This window comes from Natronomonas salinimetallica (assembly GCF_013839515.1).
GTDB lineage: Archaea > Halobacteriota > Halobacteria > Halobacteriales > Haloarculaceae > Natronomonas.
The window spans coordinates 74411-89982 of the sequence record NZ_JACDNQ010000008.1 but is presented as its reverse complement, the minus strand read 5'-3'; the positions used below and the strand labels follow the sequence as shown (position 1 = coordinate 89982).

22 protein-coding genes are annotated in these 15572 nt (G+C 65.3%); 16 read left to right on the top strand and 6 right to left on the bottom strand.

Annotation, left to right across the window (positions count from 1 at the left end):
• The first annotated feature begins 2 nt into the window (after positions 1–2).
• Together HZR14_RS08535 and HZR14_RS08530 are read left to right on the top strand one after the other, a co-directional pair.
• Positions 3–695 carry a flagellin gene (locus HZR14_RS08535; RefSeq protein ID WP_181692443.1) on the top strand — a complete coding sequence of 231 codons (693 nt, stop codon included), beginning with the start codon at positions 3–5 and terminating at the stop codon, positions 693–695.
• A gap of 261 nt (positions 696–956) precedes the next feature.
• Positions 957–1151: a hypothetical protein gene (locus HZR14_RS08530; RefSeq protein ID WP_181692442.1), complete on the top strand. Its 195-nt coding sequence runs from the start codon at positions 957–959 to the stop codon at positions 1149–1151.
• Positions 1152–1764: 613 nt separating this feature from the next.
• Here the strand turns inward: HZR14_RS08530 and HZR14_RS08525 are convergent.
• Both HZR14_RS08525 and HZR14_RS08520 read right to left on the bottom strand, forming a co-directional pair.
• On the bottom strand, positions 1765–2229 hold the full coding sequence (locus tag HZR14_RS08525) for a type II toxin-antitoxin system VapC family toxin (RefSeq protein WP_181692441.1): 465 nt from the start codon (positions 2227–2229) through the stop codon (positions 1765–1767).
• Positions 2222–2506 carry an AbrB/MazE/SpoVT family DNA-binding domain-containing protein gene (locus HZR14_RS08520; RefSeq protein ID WP_181692440.1) on the bottom strand — a complete coding sequence of 95 codons (285 nt, stop codon included), beginning with the start codon at positions 2504–2506 and terminating at the stop codon, positions 2222–2224. The genes HZR14_RS08525 and HZR14_RS08520 overlap by 8 nt, the downstream gene beginning before the upstream one ends.
• 197 nt (positions 2507–2703) lie before the next feature.
• On the opposite strand from HZR14_RS08520, the gene HZR14_RS08515 reads away from it, so the two are divergent.
• Positions 2704–2898: an antitoxin VapB family protein gene (locus HZR14_RS08515; protein WP_181692439.1), complete on the top strand. Its 195-nt coding sequence runs from the start codon at positions 2704–2706 to the stop codon at positions 2896–2898.
• A gap of 157 nt (positions 2899–3055) precedes the next feature.
• Here the strand turns inward: HZR14_RS08515 and HZR14_RS08510 are convergent, their stop codons facing one another.
• The gene (locus tag HZR14_RS08510) at positions 3056–3391 is read right to left on the bottom strand and encodes a type II toxin-antitoxin system PemK/MazF family toxin (RefSeq protein ID WP_181692438.1); all 336 of its coding nucleotides are present in this window, start codon (positions 3389–3391) and stop codon (positions 3056–3058) included.
• Complete coding sequence (locus tag HZR14_RS08505) at positions 3392–3748, bottom strand: MarR family transcriptional regulator (protein WP_181692437.1); 357 nt, start codon at positions 3746–3748, stop codon at positions 3392–3394.
• Positions 3749–3901: 153 nt separating this feature from the next.
• On the opposite strand from HZR14_RS08505, the gene HZR14_RS14190 reads away from it, so the two are divergent.
• The 8 genes from HZR14_RS14190 (at position 3902) to HZR14_RS14590 (ending at position 8719) form a co-directional block, all read left to right on the top strand.
• The gene (locus HZR14_RS14190) at positions 3902–4033 is read left to right on the top strand and encodes an antitoxin VapB family protein (protein ID WP_220132497.1); all 132 of its coding nucleotides are present in this window, start codon (positions 3902–3904) and stop codon (positions 4031–4033) included.
• Positions 4034–4295: 262 nt separating this feature from the next.
• A complete protein-coding gene (arlF, locus tag HZR14_RS08500) occupies positions 4296–4721 on the top strand; it encodes an archaellum stator protein ArlF (RefSeq protein WP_181692436.1) in 426 nt (141 codons plus the stop codon).
• Positions 4718–5200 (top strand): archaellum stator protein ArlG, encoded by a 483-nt coding sequence (arlG, locus tag HZR14_RS08495; protein WP_181692435.1) that lies wholly within the window; start codon positions 4718–4720, stop codon positions 5198–5200. Before arlF ends, arlG (HZR14_RS08495) begins: the two co-directional genes overlap by 4 nt.
• Before the next feature lie 79 nt (positions 5201–5279).
• A complete protein-coding gene (gene arlG, locus HZR14_RS08490; RefSeq protein ID WP_181692434.1) occupies positions 5280–5741 on the top strand; it encodes an archaellum stator protein ArlG in 462 nt (153 codons plus the stop codon).
• Between the two features lie 7 nt (positions 5742–5748).
• Positions 5749–6396 (top strand): DUF7500 family protein, encoded by a 648-nt coding sequence (locus HZR14_RS08485; protein ID WP_181692433.1) that lies wholly within the window; start codon positions 5749–5751, stop codon positions 6394–6396.
• A gap of 96 nt (positions 6397–6492) precedes the next feature.
• Positions 6493–6849 (top strand): chemotaxis protein CheY, encoded by a 357-nt coding sequence (cheY, locus tag HZR14_RS08480; protein WP_181692480.1) that lies wholly within the window; start codon positions 6493–6495, stop codon positions 6847–6849.
• 1 nt (position 6850) lies between these two features.
• Positions 6851–8047, top strand: a complete 1197-nt coding sequence (locus HZR14_RS08475) for a chemotaxis protein CheC (protein WP_181692432.1) — start codon at positions 6851–6853, stop codon at positions 8045–8047.
• 3 nt (positions 8048–8050) lie between these two features.
• Positions 8051–8719, top strand: coding sequence for a chemotaxis protein CheD (locus HZR14_RS14590; protein ID WP_370464970.1), 669 nt, complete (start codon positions 8051–8053; stop codon positions 8717–8719).
• On the opposite strand, the gene HZR14_RS08465 is transcribed toward HZR14_RS14590, so the two are convergent.
• The gene (locus tag HZR14_RS08465) at positions 8714–8887 is read right to left on the bottom strand and encodes a hypothetical protein (protein WP_181692431.1); all 174 of its coding nucleotides are present in this window, start codon (positions 8885–8887) and stop codon (positions 8714–8716) included. The two genes, HZR14_RS14590 and HZR14_RS08465, sit on opposite strands and share 6 nt — an antisense overlap.
• A 59-nt stretch (positions 8888–8946) precedes the next feature.
• Here HZR14_RS08465 and HZR14_RS08460 point away from each other — a divergent pair, with 59 nt between their 5' ends.
• The 5 genes from HZR14_RS08460 (at position 8947) to HZR14_RS08440 (ending at position 13325) form a co-directional block, all read left to right on the top strand.
• On the top strand, positions 8947–9108 hold the full coding sequence (locus HZR14_RS08460) for a hypothetical protein (protein WP_181692430.1): 162 nt from the start codon (positions 8947–8949) through the stop codon (positions 9106–9108).
• Between the two features lie 206 nt (positions 9109–9314).
• Positions 9315–9689 (top strand): thioredoxin, encoded by a 375-nt coding sequence (locus HZR14_RS08455; protein ID WP_181692429.1) that lies wholly within the window; start codon positions 9315–9317, stop codon positions 9687–9689.
• A 76-nt stretch (positions 9690–9765) separates the two neighbouring features.
• A complete protein-coding gene (locus HZR14_RS08450) occupies positions 9766–11040 on the top strand; it encodes a Single-stranded DNA binding protein (protein ID WP_181692428.1) in 1275 nt (424 codons plus the stop codon).
• Positions 11037–12587 carry a hypothetical protein gene (locus HZR14_RS08445; protein ID WP_181692427.1) on the top strand — a complete coding sequence of 517 codons (1551 nt, stop codon included), beginning with the start codon at positions 11037–11039 and terminating at the stop codon, positions 12585–12587. The genes HZR14_RS08450 and HZR14_RS08445 overlap by 4 nt, the downstream gene beginning before the upstream one ends.
• Positions 12588–13325 (top strand): metallophosphoesterase, encoded by a 738-nt coding sequence (locus tag HZR14_RS08440; protein WP_181692426.1) that lies wholly within the window; start codon positions 12588–12590, stop codon positions 13323–13325.
• Positions 13326–13446: 121 nt separating this feature from the next.
• On the opposite strand, the gene HZR14_RS08435 is transcribed toward HZR14_RS08440, so the two are convergent.
• Positions 13447–15552: a thioredoxin domain-containing protein gene (locus tag HZR14_RS08435; protein ID WP_181692425.1), complete on the bottom strand. Its 2106-nt coding sequence runs from the start codon at positions 15550–15552 to the stop codon at positions 13447–13449.
• Between the last annotated feature and the right edge of the window lie 20 nt (positions 15553–15572).

Sequence of the window (15572 nt, the reverse complement as noted above, 5' to 3'; positions counted from 1 at the left end):
TCATGTTCAGAAACGAATCAAAAGCGGAGGACCGCGGTCAGGTGGGGATTGGTACCCTCATCGTGTTCATCGCGCTTGTGCTGGTGGCGGCAATCGCGGCAGGCGTGCTGATCAACACTGCCGGGTTCCTGCAAAGTCAAGCAGAGGCAACGGGCGAAGAAAGCACAAATCAGGTATCGAATGGAGTCCAAGTGGGTAGCGCCAGTGCTGAAGTCGTCACCGACGACAGTTCCAATGTTGAAATTCAGGTCGTTGAATTGCGATTGAGTTTGACCCCTGGATCTGACCCGATTGACCTCACCTCTGGGACTGTTGAGTACGTTGGAAGCGGTTCCGCTGACACGGTCCCAATCGTGCAATCAAGTTTTGCTGCTTCAGCCTTCCAGTCGTCAGGTAGTATCACGGGAGCGTTAGGCTCAAGTGCGGCTCTTGGGTCTGATGCTGGACCGTCCGGTAATGGTCAACTCGCTAGTAGCTCAGACCGTGTGTCTTTATTCCTTGTTACAGATGGTTCTGAAGGAGCTATTGACGCATTTGGCACCGGTGGTTCGGTTGATAGTAATCCAATTAATGATCTTCCGCTTACGTCCGGTGATGAAGCACAAGTGACCATCACAACTGCTTCGGGTGGCCAGAGTACTGTACGACTAAATGTTCCGGAAATAATTGAAGAAGGACAGGGAGTCAGTTTGTAGGCTCAGATATTTCTAACGGTAGTAAAGATGTCTGGCTATAATCTACCGATCTACCTTTTTGCTTTCTTCAACCGTGCAGCGGCGGTTATAAACGCGGTTTGAACACCGAAATACCACTTTTCATTATATACCCTGAGACCTTCTTATACTGTATGAACCGATGTTCGTTTCTCGCTGCCGCGTCTGTTGGCTGTTTAGACGAGACCGATCATCTGACAGAACTCCGATCCAAAATTGAATCTCGCGGCGTCATCGTCAGGAATGGAACTGAGAGACGGCCTCATCCGGGTCGGCTACGAGTCTAGTTTGGAGCCGCTGAACGACAACCTCGGGGAGGTTGAGATGACGTTCATCAAGCGTATCGACCGCAGGTGGGCAGTCGACCGCCTTGGGGGGCTTGCCCGGGCGGAGTCCCTGATGGCCAGGTACGCAGACGCCGAGTGGGCACAGCGGTAGCTCGACGACATGATGGATGCCAACGAGTCTGGGGGGGCGGATAAGCGAGACGATAGAAACAGACGCTCATACTCAAGAGTGACGGCGACTCCGAGTCGAACAAAACCGAGACGGACAAAAAGTAGCGATGTAACCGAATCGAGATCGAATGCGAGATGTAGGGAAATTTGGAATTTAATTTATTTTTCCCCGTTGTCTTCGGTCTCCGGTCCCCATTTGTCGGGGTCTCCCGGCCCGAACCGATCGGTCGTGGCCTGGGCTGCCCGTATCGAACTGAGCGTTTTTTCCACAGCCTCATCGGCGGCGATCGCCCAGTATTCACCTCGGTGCCGGACGAGCCCGCGGTCTTCCAATCGAGAGAGACACTCCCGCGTGGGAGGCCAGTCGCTTTGTGAATCTCCTTTGGCGTGTACGCTCGACCGGGAGAGGAGGCGAGAAACGAGAGGCCCTCCGCCGCGTTCGTACGCCCCCGGCTTGCAACTCCCCCTCGGTGCTCGTGGTCGGTTTCCGAGGCGATCCGGAGCACCGGAGGGTACTCCTCGTGATCGTGACCCTCAAGAAACCCCGCCTCGGCTTCACCCACGGAACGGCGCTTCGGACGCAACCACGCGACTCATCCACCGAGAAACCGATCCAACTCCACGAACTCCTCGGCGGAGAGGATGACCTCGGTATCGAACGCGTCGAAGCGCTCGAAGTTGTCGTCGACCGTCGCCACGGTTTCGACGCCCTCCTCGATCGCCACCTGCGCGTAGTAGCCGTCCCACCCGCCGACGTTCGCCTCGCCCGCCCGGGCGAGTCCGCCACGAACGGCCCCCTCCGAGGGGCCGTCACACCAGTGGATCCGTCTCGCGTCGAGGAAGTTCCCGAGCAGTCGGGACGCGTCCTCGTTCGAGTAGCCGTAATACGCCGTCAACACCGCGTGTGCGCCGACCACCGCGGGATACGGCACCACGGCGTCGATAGCGCCGGCGACGGCCTCGCGGACGTACGGAAGCGCAGCCTCCCGGACCGGGGTGTTCGCGTGTGCGAGGGCGATCACACCGACGTCGAGCAGGTACGGCCCGCCGTCACGCATCGTCGTCCCGTCCCGCCCCTCGTCGGACCGCGTCCCTGTGTTTTTCAGCGACCGGATCGGGAGCGTCTCGGGCCGGCGGCGACTCGTTTTCGCCGGCGGAGGTTTCGGCGACCAGTCGCTCCATCCGCTCGAGGATGTCGTCGGGGTCCACCTCGGGTTTGACGACCGCTTTCCCGTTTTCCTCGTGTACTTCCACCTCGGTACCGGGCGTGATGTCGAGACGCTCGCGGACCTCCTTCGGGAGGACGATCCGTCCTTTCGAATCTACCCTGGACATATTCCCACTTTAGATGGGAATATACGTAACCGTTTCGACCGAACCACCGGTACCGCCCGGCGACGAGCCACGGTCGGTACGCGGGATCGGACTTGTGCGGTGCTGGCCCCCACCGGACATCTCTCTGCGTGTATCGGGCGTGGTAGGTCGCCTCTCGCGGCGATACGCATTTGTATATATACACACAAACACGACGTATGGGAACGAAGACGATCGGCCTGCGGGAGGAGGTTTACGAGCGACTGAAGGCCCGCAAGCGCGAGGACGAGAGCTTCAGCGACCTCGTCGACCGACTCGTCGAGGAGCGCCGGACGGACTGGCGCGAGGGCTTCGGAACGCTCCCCGACGGCGCTGCCGAGGCACTCGAAGACGCGGCCAACGCGTCGCGTTGACCGAACACTATTTATAAACGCTCCGCTCCCCCACGCCCCGATATTCCCCGTCGTTTCGGGGGCTGAAACCACTGCCCGATGTAGTACGACACGGGAGAAGTAATCGACGAGTACAGCGACCGGCCGCCTGGCCGGTCAACAGTGACGTACACACATATCAGCTCCGTATCGGCGTGTAGCGATGCAGTGCCTCGATCGCTTCAACAACGAGGCGCTCCGCTAGCTCACCCTGTCGGTTCTCCGTGTCCTGGTGTTTGATCGTCGTCACGTACCACGGGGAGATGTACGCCTCTTGCTCCGAACCGCCGCGAACCCACGCCTCGTTCGAGACCTTGATCCCGTCTGCATGCCCTTGTGTCGTCATTCCGACGACGATACACTCCTCGCTGGCGAACGGATGCGCGTCGTCGCTGACGACGAGCCACGGTCGGTACGCGGGATCGGACTTGTGCGGTGCTGGCCCCCACCAGACATCCCCCTGGGTGGCCTTCATTCACGTCTCCTCGTCGTCTTCGACCCCCGGTCCCCATTCCTCGGGATCCTCCGGCCCGAACCGATCGGTCGCGGCCTGGGCTGCCCGCATCGAACTGAGCGTTTTTTCCACGGCCTCATCGGCGGCGATCGCCCAGTATTCACCCCGGTGCCGGACGAGCCCGCGGTCTTCCAACCGAGAGAGCACGACGCCGACACTCCCGCGTGGGAGACCAGTCGCTTCGTGAATCTCTTTCGGCGTGTACGCTCGATCGGGAGAGGAGGCGAGAAACGAGAGGACCGCCGCCGCGTTCGTGCGACCCTGAGCGTTCAGCTCCTCCTCAGGATCAGTCTCGAAGCGTTCGATATCGATCGGCATGCTCGTCGGTATGTAATCTGTTGTAATAGATGTAATGGACGCATCGCTGTGCAGGATAAGAGTGGTCAAGTCCCGTATGGTGGGCTGCAGGCCGGTGGTATGAGCCGTTCGTTCCCCCTAGGTCGATGCGTACTCGTGTTCGTGTACACAACTGTGGGAACGAAGACGATCGGCCTGCGGGAGGAGGTCTACGAGCGCCTCAAACCCCGAAAGCGCGAGGGCTTCGGAACGCTCCCCGACAGCGCTGCCGAGGCACTCGAAGACGCCGCGTCCGCCTCACGCTGACCTGCCCTTATATATATACAGCCCGCTCCGCCGCCCCGATATTCCCCGCCGTTTCGGGGGCTGAAACCGACTGCCCGATTTAGTACGACACGGGAGAAGCAATAGACGAGTGCGGCGACCGGTCTGCAGGCCGGTCGCCCACCGGCAGGTACCGCGCTCCACGCTACTCGAATGAGCCGACCCGACGACACCCCGACGGACGCCAGGCCCGTCAGACGCCCGTCCGTCGATCCGCGACTCTTTTATAAATGGGGTGGGCGACGTGGGTTTTAGCGTCAGCGGCTCTGCGGTCATCATCTTCGTCGGCGTGATGGTCGCCGCCGGCATCGCCGTGCCCTCGCTGGTCGGCAGCATGGGCGCGCTGGCGGACTCCCAGGGCGAGCAAGTCGATAGAGGGATCGACGCGCTGAACACGGAGTTCGAGATCACCTCGGCGACGTACGACCAGAGCGCGGAGGAACTTACGCTGGAACTGAAGAACACCGGCAGCACGACGCTGACGCTCGAAGGGACCAGTGTGCTCGTCGATGGTGATCTCAAGGCTGGCGTCACCGGGACCGGACTGTGGCTTCCGGGCGATACGGCCACCGTCACGGTCACCGGCGAAACAACGAAACCGGCGCGCGTGAAAGTCGTCACGGAGAACGGCATCGCGGAGACGATAAGCGACGGAATCGGGGTAGTATGAGCGGCGTCTCGGCCTCCACGCTGGTGATCTTCATCGCCTCGATCCTCGTCGCCGCCGGGGTGGCCGGGACGCTCGTCGCGACCGTCGGGGACATCTCGAACTCGGCGGAGACGAAAGGCGACGCGATCACCGAATCGATTGACGCCGACTTCGAGATTCTGAACGACGGCGGGGGGTCGAAGTTCTATACTGAACCCGGAACGCCGACAGCACAGATCACGTTTTACGTCAGAAACACCGGCTCAGCGGCGTTATCGAGCGAGACGGACGATATCGACGTATTGGTGAACGGACAGTACGTCGTCAGTAGCGATTTGACGATCGGTTCGGAAAACGACGCCGACGACGGCGTCTGGGCAGAGGGCGAAGTGCTGCAGATTATTATCGAAAGGACCGATACACTCTCAGGTAGCGGTAACCGTCTCACGATCTCGGCGAAAGGAACCGAACGCTCTCTCGAATTCGCGGCCGAAACCTGAACAGAGCCATGACCCGAAACACCCACATTACGACCGAAGCGCCCCTCGAAGCCACAATCACGCCCGGAGGTGTCCGGCGATGAGTGGCGTCTCGGCCTCCCATCTCGTGATCTTTATCGCCAGTATCGTCGTGGCGGCGGGCGTCGCGGGCACGCTCGTCACGCAGGTCGACCGCGTCAGCACGTCGATCTCGGATCAAAGCGAGGCCGCCGAGGAGCGGATCGACACCGACATCCGGATCGTAAGCGACACCGGGAGTCCCGACTCCATCTATACCGGTACGGGGGCACTCACCCTCTACGTCAAGAACACCGGCGGGACGGAGTTACGCGCCAACGCCAGCGCTATCGACGTACTAATCGAAGGGTCATTTAATAGCCCCGACACCGTGGTACGTGTTGACGATGGCACGACGGACCGCTGGCCGCCGGGGACGGTGGTCGAGGTGACGGTCGATTCACCGGAACCGGACCCCGCCGGCGATACCCGCGTCACCGTCTCCGTCCGCGAGAACGAGGACAGCATCAGATTCACGGTATAAATCACCCATGCCCGACGATCCCGACTCCGACGACGACGCTCGCATCGATCCCGCCCCGCCGACCGGCGGCGACGCCGAGGAGGGGAAAGTACTCTCACCGGAGGAACTCGACGTCTCCGAGAGCGAGTACGTCGAGGAGTTAGACGACTCGGGGCGCTACGTCGTCTCGGCGGGATCCGGGCCGCCGAACGTCCCCGACGCCGCATCCGGATCCGGTAGTGGAGGCGACCCCGACGCGCCGAATCGCGCCGATCGGTCCGCGAGAACTCGACAGTCCCCGGCCGACCGACGGTCCTCGGCCGACCGACCCGCAAGCCCCGAGACGGCCCGGACGCTGCTCGCCGAGGAGCTCTCGCGGTCGAACGCCCGCTACGGCCTCGATGTCGTCGCGGAGTTCGAGGGCGACACCGCCCGTCACCGGACGGTCTCGGACGACGTGATAGCGACGTTCGAGGACCTCCTCCGGTGGTACGCGGGCCACGTCACCGACGGGACGCCGCCGGATGAGGTCGTCGACATCCTGCTCCGGGAGTCGACCTTCGAGACCGACGAGACGCCGAACCTCGCGAAGCTTCTGGCCGCCCACGACCTCGATCGGACCGACTCGATCGCGGAGCTGGTCGCCGCGATCCGCGAGGAAGCGGACGGAACGTAGGGCCGAGGACGGACGAACGCCGATCGTTTCCGATCCGTTTCGAGCGCTGAACCCGAACACGGCTTGACGTACTCGGTGGTCGAACGCTTCGAAGAGATGAAGGTCCTGATCGCGGACGACTCCGAATTCATGCGAAGCCTCCTGCGGGAGATCTTAGAGGAGGAGTACACCATCGCCGGGGAGGCCGAAAACGGCGTCGAGGCCATCGAGTTGTACAACGAGAACGACCCCGATCTCGTCATGATGGACATCGTGATGCCGATCCGGGACGGCATCGAGGCGACCGACGAGATCACCGAATCGGATCCCGGCGCGAAAGTGATCATGTGCACCAGCGTCGGCCAAGAACAGAAGATGAAGAGCGCGATCCAGGCCGGTGCACAGGGGTACATCACGAAGCCCTTCCAGAAGCCGAGCGTCCTAGAGGAGATCGAGAACGTGGTGGCCGGGTAGGATGCAGATCGACATCGATTCGCTGGAGACCTACAACCGTCTCGCCCGCGAGGGCGCACAGTCGGCGGCGACGGCGCTGTCGGCGTTGACGGGGATCGAGACGCACGTCGAGGTGACGAACATCTCGCTCGTGGCGCCGTCGGAGCTCGAATACGAGTACCTCGGCGGGGAGTTCTCGGGCGTCCGGATCGGCCTGGACGGGGCCCTCGACGGCGAGACGGTGCTCACGTTCGATTCGGCGGCGCGCGAAACCGTCGCCGACGTGCTGGCACCGGGGGCCGACGAGGGGATGCGCCGAAGCTCGATCGAGGAGGTCGGCAACATCCTGACGAGCGGCTTCATCGACGGCTGGGCGGACCACCTCGACGCGGTCATCGACATCTCGCCACCGACGTACGTCGAGGGCTCGGGCACCGACGTACTGCCGGCCGAGACGACCGGTGCCGACGGGCAGGTGTTCGTCTTCCGGAGCCGGGTCGAATCCGCCTCCGGATCGCTGGATTTCCACATCCTGCTCGTCCCCGAGCGGGAGTCGTTGGTCGAGGCGTTGGATCCCGCGACCGACGACGCGATCCCCTTCGAGAAGCTCGAAGTCTTCAACGAGATGACGAAATCCGGTGCCGAGCGCGCCGCCGAGAACGTCACGACGATGACGGGACTGGAGACCGACGTCGAGGTCAACCGGATGCGCTTCGTGCCGATCGATGCGGTGCCCGCCACGGTGGGCGATCGGCGCTACGTCGGGACGGTCATGGAGTATACGGGCAAGCCGAGCGGGTATCTCGCCATCCTCTTCGATCGCCCCTCCGCGGAGGCGGTCGTCGACGCCCTCGTACCGATGGAGACCGACGGCGAGTGGGGCGAAATGGAACAGAGCGCGATGAAAGAACTCGGGAACATCATGACGAGCGGCTTCATCGACGGCTGGGCGAACGTCCTCGAATCGTCGATCGACCACTCGCCGCCGACGTTCGTCTCGGATATGGGGACCTCGATCATGAGCCCGATCGTCGGCCGGATGGCCCAAACACAGGAGCACGCGTTCTTGCTCGATTCGACGATCCAGACCGACACCGACGGCGTCTTCCGATGTGAACTGTTCGCGCTGCCCGATGGTGCCGAACTCCGGGAGGTGCTGGAGGAGCTTCTCGTCGAACGGGCCGACCAGACCCGCGTCGACCCCGACGAGGTGTTTTGAGCTGTGGCGCGGCTCCCCGGAAGCGAGGGGGACGACGGAGGGGGGAGCGAAAGCCGACGGACGGGCGGAAACCGGGGCGAAAGCGGCGGCCGGAGTGGGCGGGAGAGCCGAGGAGGTGATGGGAGCCGAGGGAGGGACGGAGACCGGATCAGGGGTCGCGGTCAGAACAGGGACGGGAGCGAGAACGCGAATGGCTCCGGGAAGCGCATCAAGGTCTCGATCGCCGAGTTCGCCGTCGCCTCGGCGGGAACCCTCACGACGAGCGGGCTCGGGTCGTGTCTCGGGATCGCGGTGTACGACCCCGACGCGGGGCTTAGTTCCCTCCTCCACCCGATGCTCCCGAGCCGGAACGGTGACGACGACCGCCCGCCGGCCCGGTTCGTCGATTCGGGGATCGACGCCGTCGTCGACGCGCTCTGTGAGGCGGGCGCACGCGAGTCGGCGTTGCGGGCGAAGGTGACCGGCGGCGCTGCAGTCGTCGATTTCGGCGACGACGACGGGGCGTCGATCGGCGATCGAAACATCGCGGCCGCCCGCGAGGTCTTCGACGAGTACGGCGTCGACCTCGTGGGCGAGGAGGTCGGCGGCGGGTGCGGGCGGACGATGCGTGTCGACGCCGCAACGGGCGCTGTCACCGTCGAGCGGACCGACGGCGTCGACACGATGCTATAGATCCCCGGCCGCGGTCGGCTTCACTCTCACGTCCACGTTCGAGTTCATTTCCACGTCCACGTCCACGTCCACTTTCACGTCCACGTCCACTTTCACGTCCACGTCCACGTCCACATCCACGTCCACATCCGCGTCCACTTTCATGTCCACGTCCACGTCCACGTTCACTTTCACTTTCACTCCGCGCATGGCTGACCGATTTACTAGGCCCGTGTGTAGTGACGTGTATGTCCGCACATCCCGACCCACAGACCGACGGTCTCGCCGGCGCTCGCGTCCTCGATATCAGCGGCCTGCCGATCACGCAGGTCGAGGGATATGCCGCGGCGGCCGACGGGGTTCACTTCGAGCGGCGGGGCGGCCGGACGTTTCTCGTCACGGACGGGTGAGACGGACGGGTATCACACGGTACTGGCGAGTGCCCGACCAGGTCGCTTCGGCCGGGGCGCTTCGGCAGGGTCACTTCCGCCGGGTCGCTTCGGCCGACCGGTGTCTCCCTCGGCGTCGGTACCGGCCGGTTCGGCGGTGGATGCCCCTCCGAACGCGGTGGTCTGGAGGCGCGCCGCTTAAGAGGTGCGCGACGAATATCCACGGTATGGAACTCGAAACGATGCGCCCGAACCCGGTGTGGGATGCGGACTCCTGTGAGGAGGCGATCGATGCCTTCGAAGCCGTCGCGGACGACGTCGTCGTGAAGGTCTGGGGCGGCGATTGGTGTACGGACTGTCGTTCACAGCTCCCCGATTTCGGCGCGGCGATGGAGGCGGCGGGTGTCGAGGCGATCGAACACTATCCCGTCGAGAAAGCCGACGACGGCTCGAAGGTCGGCCCCGGCGTCGAGGAGTACGAAATCGGGCTGATCCCGACCGTGATCGTCGAGGACGCCGAGTCGGGGGCCGAACGCGCCCGCTTCGTCGAGGACGCCGACGCGCCGATCACCGTTCACCTGGCCGAACAGCTCGGGAACTGACGAGCGGTCCCCCGATCCATGGGCAGTTACCGCTCGTCACGAACGCTTTTGCCACGGGCAGTCGAACCGACTCTGTATGAGTCTCGACGACGCGGCCGAGGAGCTCGCCTCCACTCTCGGCGTAGACAAAACGGAGGTCAAAGCGGATCTCGAAAAACTCGTCTCCTACTCGGTGCCGCTGGACGAAGCCAAACAGAGCCTTCGGCGTAAGTACGGCGACTCGGGGGCGGAGGGAACGGGTGGCGCACCCTCGGAGACGGACATCGTCGACATCACCACGGATTCGGGCAACGTGACCGTCTCCGCACGGGTGTTGACCGTCGGCAAGCGCTCGATCCGATACGAGGGCGACGAGCAGACGATTTTCGAGGGCGAACTCGCCGACGAGACCGGGCGGATATCCTACACGGCCTGGAACGACTTTTCGCTGTCGCCCGGCGATACGATCACCGCGGGCAACGCCGGGGTCAGAGAGTGGGATGGCGAACCGGAGTTGAACCTCGGCGGGTCGACGACGGTGACGCTCGAGGAGGATCCACTCTCGGTCCCCTACGAGGTCGGAGGAGAGCGCGACCTCATCGACCTCGAACCGGGCGACCGCGGCCGGACGATCGAGGTCCGGGTTCTCGACGTCGAGCGCCGGACGATCGACGGCCGTGACGGCGAGACCGAGATCCTGAGCGGGGAGTTCGGCGACGAGACGACACGGCTGCCGTTCACCGACTGGGATCCACACGCCGAGATATCGGAGGGCGCGTCCGTGCGCCTCGAGGACGTCTACGTCGACGAGTTCCGTGGCGTCCCCTCGGTGAACGTCACGGCGTTCTCGACGGTCGAACCGGCCGCGGCGGTCGACGTCAGCGACTCGGCGACCGAGATGTCGGTCCGAGAGGCCGTCGATTCGGGTGGCGTCTACGACGTCCTGTTGAGGGGGAGTGTCATCGAGGTCCGGGACGGCTCGGGGCTCATCCAGCGCTGTCCCGAGTGCGGTCGAGTCGTCCAGAACGACCAGTGTCGCACCCACGGACAGGTCAGCCCCGAGGACGACCTCCGGGTAAAAGCGATCCTCGACGACGGCACCGATACCGTCACCGTCATCCTCGATCGCGAACTGACCGCGGAGATCTACGGGGGACCCCTCGACGACGCCCTCGATCACGCCCGCGATGCGATGGATCGGGACGTGGTCGCAGAACGGATCGCCGAGGAACTAGCGGGCCGTGAGTACCGCGTTCGCGGCGCGCTGTCGGTCGACGAGTACGGCGCGAACCTCAACGCCGCCGAGTTCGAGGAGCGAAGCGAGGACCCCGAGGCGCGTGCGGCGGCGTTCCTCGCGGAGGTGGACGCATGAGCGACTCGGAGCCCGGCCGTCGGGAGGTCGCCTACCGCCTCTTCGCCGCCGAGTTCGACGACGCGGAGCTGACCTACAGCGAGAGCGACGAGGAGCGCGCCCCGAACTACGTCGTGACGCCGACCGGCGCGCGGGTCAACCGCCTGTTCGCCGTCGGCGTCCTCACCGAGGTGACCGACGTCAACCCAGAGATGGTCCGCGGCCGGCTCGTCGATCCGACGGGGGCGTTCGTCACGTACGCCGGCCAGTACCAGCCCGACGCCTTGGCCGTCCTCGAACGCGCCGACCCGCCGGGCTTCTTTGCGCTCTCGGGGAAGGCCCGGACCTACGAACCCGACGACGGCGACCGGATCTATAGTTCGGTCCGTCCCGAATCGGTGAGCCAGGTCGACGCCGAGACGCGCGATCGGTGGGTCGTGACGGCCGCAGAGCGCACGCTCGAACGGATCGGCGTGATGGCCTCGGCCGCCGAATCGGGCCTCGTCGGCGACCAGCTCCGGGCGGCGCTCGTCGAGGCGGGCGTCGACGAACGGCTGGCCGACGGCGTCGCGCTCGCGCTCGATTACTACGGCACGACACCCGAGTATCTCGACGAACTCCGAGACGTCGCCCTCGATGCCGTCCGGGTCGTAGCGGGCGAGCGCGAGGAAGTCCGCGGGCTCGAACTCGCGCCGGGCGAGGGCGGCGGTAACGCGAGTACGCTGTCGACGGTGGATCTCGCCGGAGCACCGACGCCCGGGAGCGCGGCGGCCGCAGCGGGGGTCGGTGAAGACGAGGACGGGGCCGGAAGCGACACCGACGTCGGCCCTGCGGGCGAGGCGGCGGATTCGGAACCGACAGCCGATGCCGCAGACGAGCCACTCGTCGACGCGACCGACGAGCCGACGTCCTCGTCCGACGCCACGGGGGACCCACCCGCGGAGGCGCCGTCGGAACCGACATCCACGCCGGAAGCGGGCGCCGAAAGCGCGGACGCCGAAACCGCGGATGCCGATACCGCGGAGGTCGATACCGCGGATGCCGATACCGCGGAGGTCGATACCGAACCGGACGACGCCCCCGACGTCGACCCGGAGCCGGTCGGCGAGGACGTACCGGACGATACGGAGGCGGTCGACCCCGGCGAGTTCGAACTCGACGAGGCGGAGCGCCGGGAGGTCGAAGACGAGTTCGGGACGGAGTTTTCGACCGCCGACGAGATCGAACCGGCGGACATCGAACCGGAGGGAACGGCCGCAGAACCGACCGAAAGTGCGGCCGCCGACTCCGCCCACGCCCCCAGCGAGTCCGATACCGCCACCGGATCGGACGGGACGGCGGACGCCGAGGACACCGCCACCCCGGAAGCGGGAGTCGACCTCGATGAGGTGGTGATCGGGCTGATGGGGGAACTGGACGACGGCGACGGTGCCGACAGGGACGACCTCGTCGCGGCGGTCGTCGAGGAGTACGGGGCTGACCCCGAAGCCGTCGAGGACGCGATCCAGGAGGCGCTGATGAACGGGCGGTGTTATGAGCCCTCCGACGACACGCTGAAACGGATCTGAATGCTCGAGCCGGTCCCCGAAAAGCCCGTCGCGATCGCCGACTGCGGCACCGAGCGGGCCCTCGTGGTCGCGGACTACCACGCCGGCATCGAGGTCGGTCTCCGCCGCGACGGTGTCGAACTCGACAGCCGAGCAAAGCGTCGTCGAGAGCGGCTTCTCGGAATCCTCGGGGGCGTTTCGGTCGATCGAGTCGTCTTCCTCGGGGATCTCGGTGACAGCATCGGCGACCCCGGCCGCGAGGAGCGCGCAGAGATTCGAGAGCTACTGGACGCGGTGACGGCCGACTCCCCAGCGACCGTCGTGAAGGGCAACCACGACGGTGGAATCGAACCGGTCGTCGGCGGGATCGACGGCGTCGAGATCACCGGCGGCGAGGGGATCCGGATCGGCGACGTGGGCTTTTCTCACGGCCACACCTGGCCGGCCGGGTCGGTCGTCTCCGCGCCGCTCGTCTGCACCGCCCACGAGCACCCCCTCGTACGGCTGAGCGACGCCGTCGGCGGGCGTCGAACCGAGCGCGTCTGGCTCCGCGGCCGACTCGACGCCTCGGGGTTTCCCGGGACGGACGACGCGGTCGGCGACCGACTCGTCGTCTGTCCGGCGTTCAACGATCTCTCGGGCGGGACCGCGGTCAACGAGGCGGACGGCTTTCTCTCCCCGTTTCTGCCGGACGCGCTCGCCGACGGGGAGGCGTATCTCCTCGACGGGACTCGGCTCGGACCGTACGAGCGGGCGTGATCCGAACGACAGCATACCATGGTGGACGGGCGCGGCCCCGCTATCGAGTCTCATACTGCCGGCTGTCCGTCGCGACCGCCTGTCGCACCCCGACTCGCTCGCACTTGGACAGCCAGCAGTATCAGGAGTCCTGCAGCCACGCGATCGCCTCGTCCATCGAGTGCTTCGGCGGCGAGCAGGTAAACGACCGGCAGGCGTACACCGTCTCGCGGCCGTCGACCGCGTCTCGACCCGCCCAGATCGGCGGCGCGGCGTCGAGGCCCAGGGCATCGAGCCACGCCGACAGCCCCGCCTCCGTCGGGGGGCGAACGCTGAGGGTTCGAGCGGGGAGATACGACGTTTCGAGCGTCTCGCGCCAGGCGTCGGGCAGGCCGTCGGCGGCGACGGTCAACTCGGGAGTTCCGATCGACCGATCGACGGCGACGAGGGTGAGCGAGGTGTGTGAGAGGGGGTTCGACTCCAGTGTCGACGTATGTGTCTCCAACACCGCCTCGACGGTCCCGTCGAACCCGGCGTCGGGGACGAACGCCGACAGCGATTCGAGCAGCCGGATGGCGACGCCCGTACTCGACGGCGTCGAGCTGTCGGCGAGCTGTTGGGGCCGCGCGAGCAGCTCCTCGCCGCCCGTCGGCGTGAAGTACAGCGTCCCCGCCGAGTCGTCGTAGAACGCCTCCTGGATGACGCGGCCGAGTTCTACGGCGAACGCGAGGTGTTCGACGTCACCGGTCGCCTGGTACAGGTCGAACGCTCCGCGCCCGAGGTACGCGTAATCCGCGAGGTAGCCCTCGATGCCGACCTCGCCGCGCTCGAAGCGGCGGTTCAGCCGGCGCTTCTCGTCGTTCCACAGCCGTTCGCGACAAAACGAGAGGGCCTCGGCGGCGACGTCGGCGTAGGTTGAATCGAGGACGACCGATCCCTCGGCGAGCGCGGAGATCATCAGCCCGTTCCAGCCGGCCAGAATCTTCTCGTCTCGGGGGGGTCGCGAGCGTCGTTCTCTGGCCTCGAAGAGCCGTTCTCGTGCCTCGTCGATCGACGCCTCGACGGCATCGGTATCCATGACGGCGTCGGCCGCCAGTTCCCCGGCCGGCGTCGACTCGGTGAGCACCGTCGTTTCGTTCTCGAAGTTCCCCGTGCCGGTGACGCCGTAGCGCTTACAGAACAGGTCCGCGGCGGTGCCGTCATCGACCGCCTCCTGGACGGTTTCGGGCGTCCAGACGTAGAACGCGCCTTCCTCTCTCGTCCCGGTGCTGTCCTCGCTTTCGGCGTCGAGCGTCGAGTAGAACCCGCCGTCGGGATGGGTGAGCTCCCGGTCGACGAACTCGAAGGTCTCGCGGGCGACCTCGGCGTAGCGCTCTCGGCCGGTCAGTTGATACCCGGCGAGAAACGCCCGCGGGATCTCGGCGTTGTCGTAGAGCATCTTCTCGAAGTGCGGGACCGTCCACTCGCGGTCGACACAGTAACGATGGAAACCGCCGCCGACGTGATCGTAGAGCCCGCCGGAGGCCATCGCGTCTAACGTTTCGAGGGCGACGTCGCGGTAGGTATCGCGGTCGGTTCGCTCGAAGGCCCGAAACAGGAGGTGAATCCGCCCCGGATGCGGGAACTTCTGGCCCTGCCCCCAGCCGCCCTCCTGTCGGTCCGCGCCCCGAACGGCGGCGTTTGCCGCGGTGTCGAGAAACCCCTCGTCGGGGGCCTCGGCCGCCCGATCCGGCGTCCCCTCGAGTTCGTTTTTCGTCGAGTTCGCCCACTGGTCGGCCTGGGATTCGAGCCGTGGGCGCCGTTCGGAGTCGTTCCAGGAGGCCGCGATGTCGTCGAGAACGGACCCGAACGCCGGCATGTTGCCCGTCGCCTCCGGGGGGAAGTACGTCCCGACGTGGAAGGGTTTTCCCTCGGGGGTGAGCCACACCGACAGCGGCCACCCGCCTGACCCCCGAACCATCTGACAGACGTTCATATACAGGGTATCGATGTCGGGGCGCTCCTCGCGGTCGACCTTGATCGGAACGAACTCCTCGTTGAGCCGTCGGGCGACCGCGGGGTCTTCGAAACTCTCCTCGGCCATCACGTGACACCAGTGGCAGGCGGCATAGCCGATCGATAGAAAGATCGGAACGTCCCGCTCTTTGGCCAGGTCGAGCGCCGCCTCGTCCCAGGGCTGCCAGGCGACGGGGTTGTCGGCGTGCTGGCGGAGATACGGCGAGGCGGCCTCGTCGAGACGGTTTTCCATACCGACTGGGAGGCACTCGC

Coding starts and splice junctions, on each gene's coding strand:
- cheY (WP_181692480.1), top strand. CDS start 6,493: ATGAAGGTCCTGATCGCGGACGACTCCGAATTCATGCGAAGCCTCCTG.
- HZR14_RS08435 (WP_181692425.1), bottom strand. CDS start 15,552: ATGGAAAACCGTCTCGACGAGGCCGCCTCGCCGTATCTCCGCCAGCAC.
- HZR14_RS08530 (WP_181692442.1), top strand. CDS start 957: ATGGAACTGAGAGACGGCCTCATCCGGGTCGGCTACGAGTCTAGTTTG.
- HZR14_RS08440 (WP_181692426.1), top strand. CDS start 12,588: ATGCTCGAGCCGGTCCCCGAAAAGCCCGTCGCGATCGCCGACTGCGGC.
- HZR14_RS08475 (WP_181692432.1), top strand. CDS start 6,851: ATGCAGATCGACATCGATTCGCTGGAGACCTACAACCGTCTCGCCCGC.
- HZR14_RS08455 (WP_181692429.1), top strand. CDS start 9,315: ATGGAACTCGAAACGATGCGCCCGAACCCGGTGTGGGATGCGGACTCC.
- HZR14_RS08535 (WP_181692443.1), top strand. CDS start 3: ATGTTCAGAAACGAATCAAAAGCGGAGGACCGCGGTCAGGTGGGGATT.
- HZR14_RS08460 (WP_181692430.1), top strand. CDS start 8,947: ATGTCCGCACATCCCGACCCACAGACCGACGGTCTCGCCGGCGCTCGC.
- HZR14_RS08505 (WP_181692437.1), bottom strand. CDS start 3,748: ATGCCGATCGATATCGAACGCTTCGAGACTGATCCTGAGGAGGAGCTG.
- HZR14_RS08525 (WP_181692441.1), bottom strand. CDS start 2,229: ATGCGTGACGGCGGGCCGTACCTGCTCGACGTCGGTGTGATCGCCCTC.
- HZR14_RS08515 (WP_181692439.1), top strand. CDS start 2,704: ATGGGAACGAAGACGATCGGCCTGCGGGAGGAGGTTTACGAGCGACTG.
- HZR14_RS08485 (WP_181692433.1), top strand. CDS start 5,749: ATGCCCGACGATCCCGACTCCGACGACGACGCTCGCATCGATCCCGCC.
- HZR14_RS08445 (WP_181692427.1), top strand. CDS start 11,037: ATGAGCGACTCGGAGCCCGGCCGTCGGGAGGTCGCCTACCGCCTCTTC.
- HZR14_RS08520 (WP_181692440.1), bottom strand. CDS start 2,506: ATGTCCAGGGTAGATTCGAAAGGACGGATCGTCCTCCCGAAGGAGGTC.
- HZR14_RS08510 (WP_181692438.1), bottom strand. CDS start 3,391: ATGAAGGCCACCCAGGGGGATGTCTGGTGGGGGCCAGCACCGCACAAG.
- arlG (WP_181692435.1), top strand. CDS start 4,718: ATGAGCGGCGTCTCGGCCTCCACGCTGGTGATCTTCATCGCCTCGATC.
- arlG (WP_181692434.1), top strand. CDS start 5,280: ATGAGTGGCGTCTCGGCCTCCCATCTCGTGATCTTTATCGCCAGTATC.
- HZR14_RS08450 (WP_181692428.1), top strand. CDS start 9,766: ATGAGTCTCGACGACGCGGCCGAGGAGCTCGCCTCCACTCTCGGCGTA.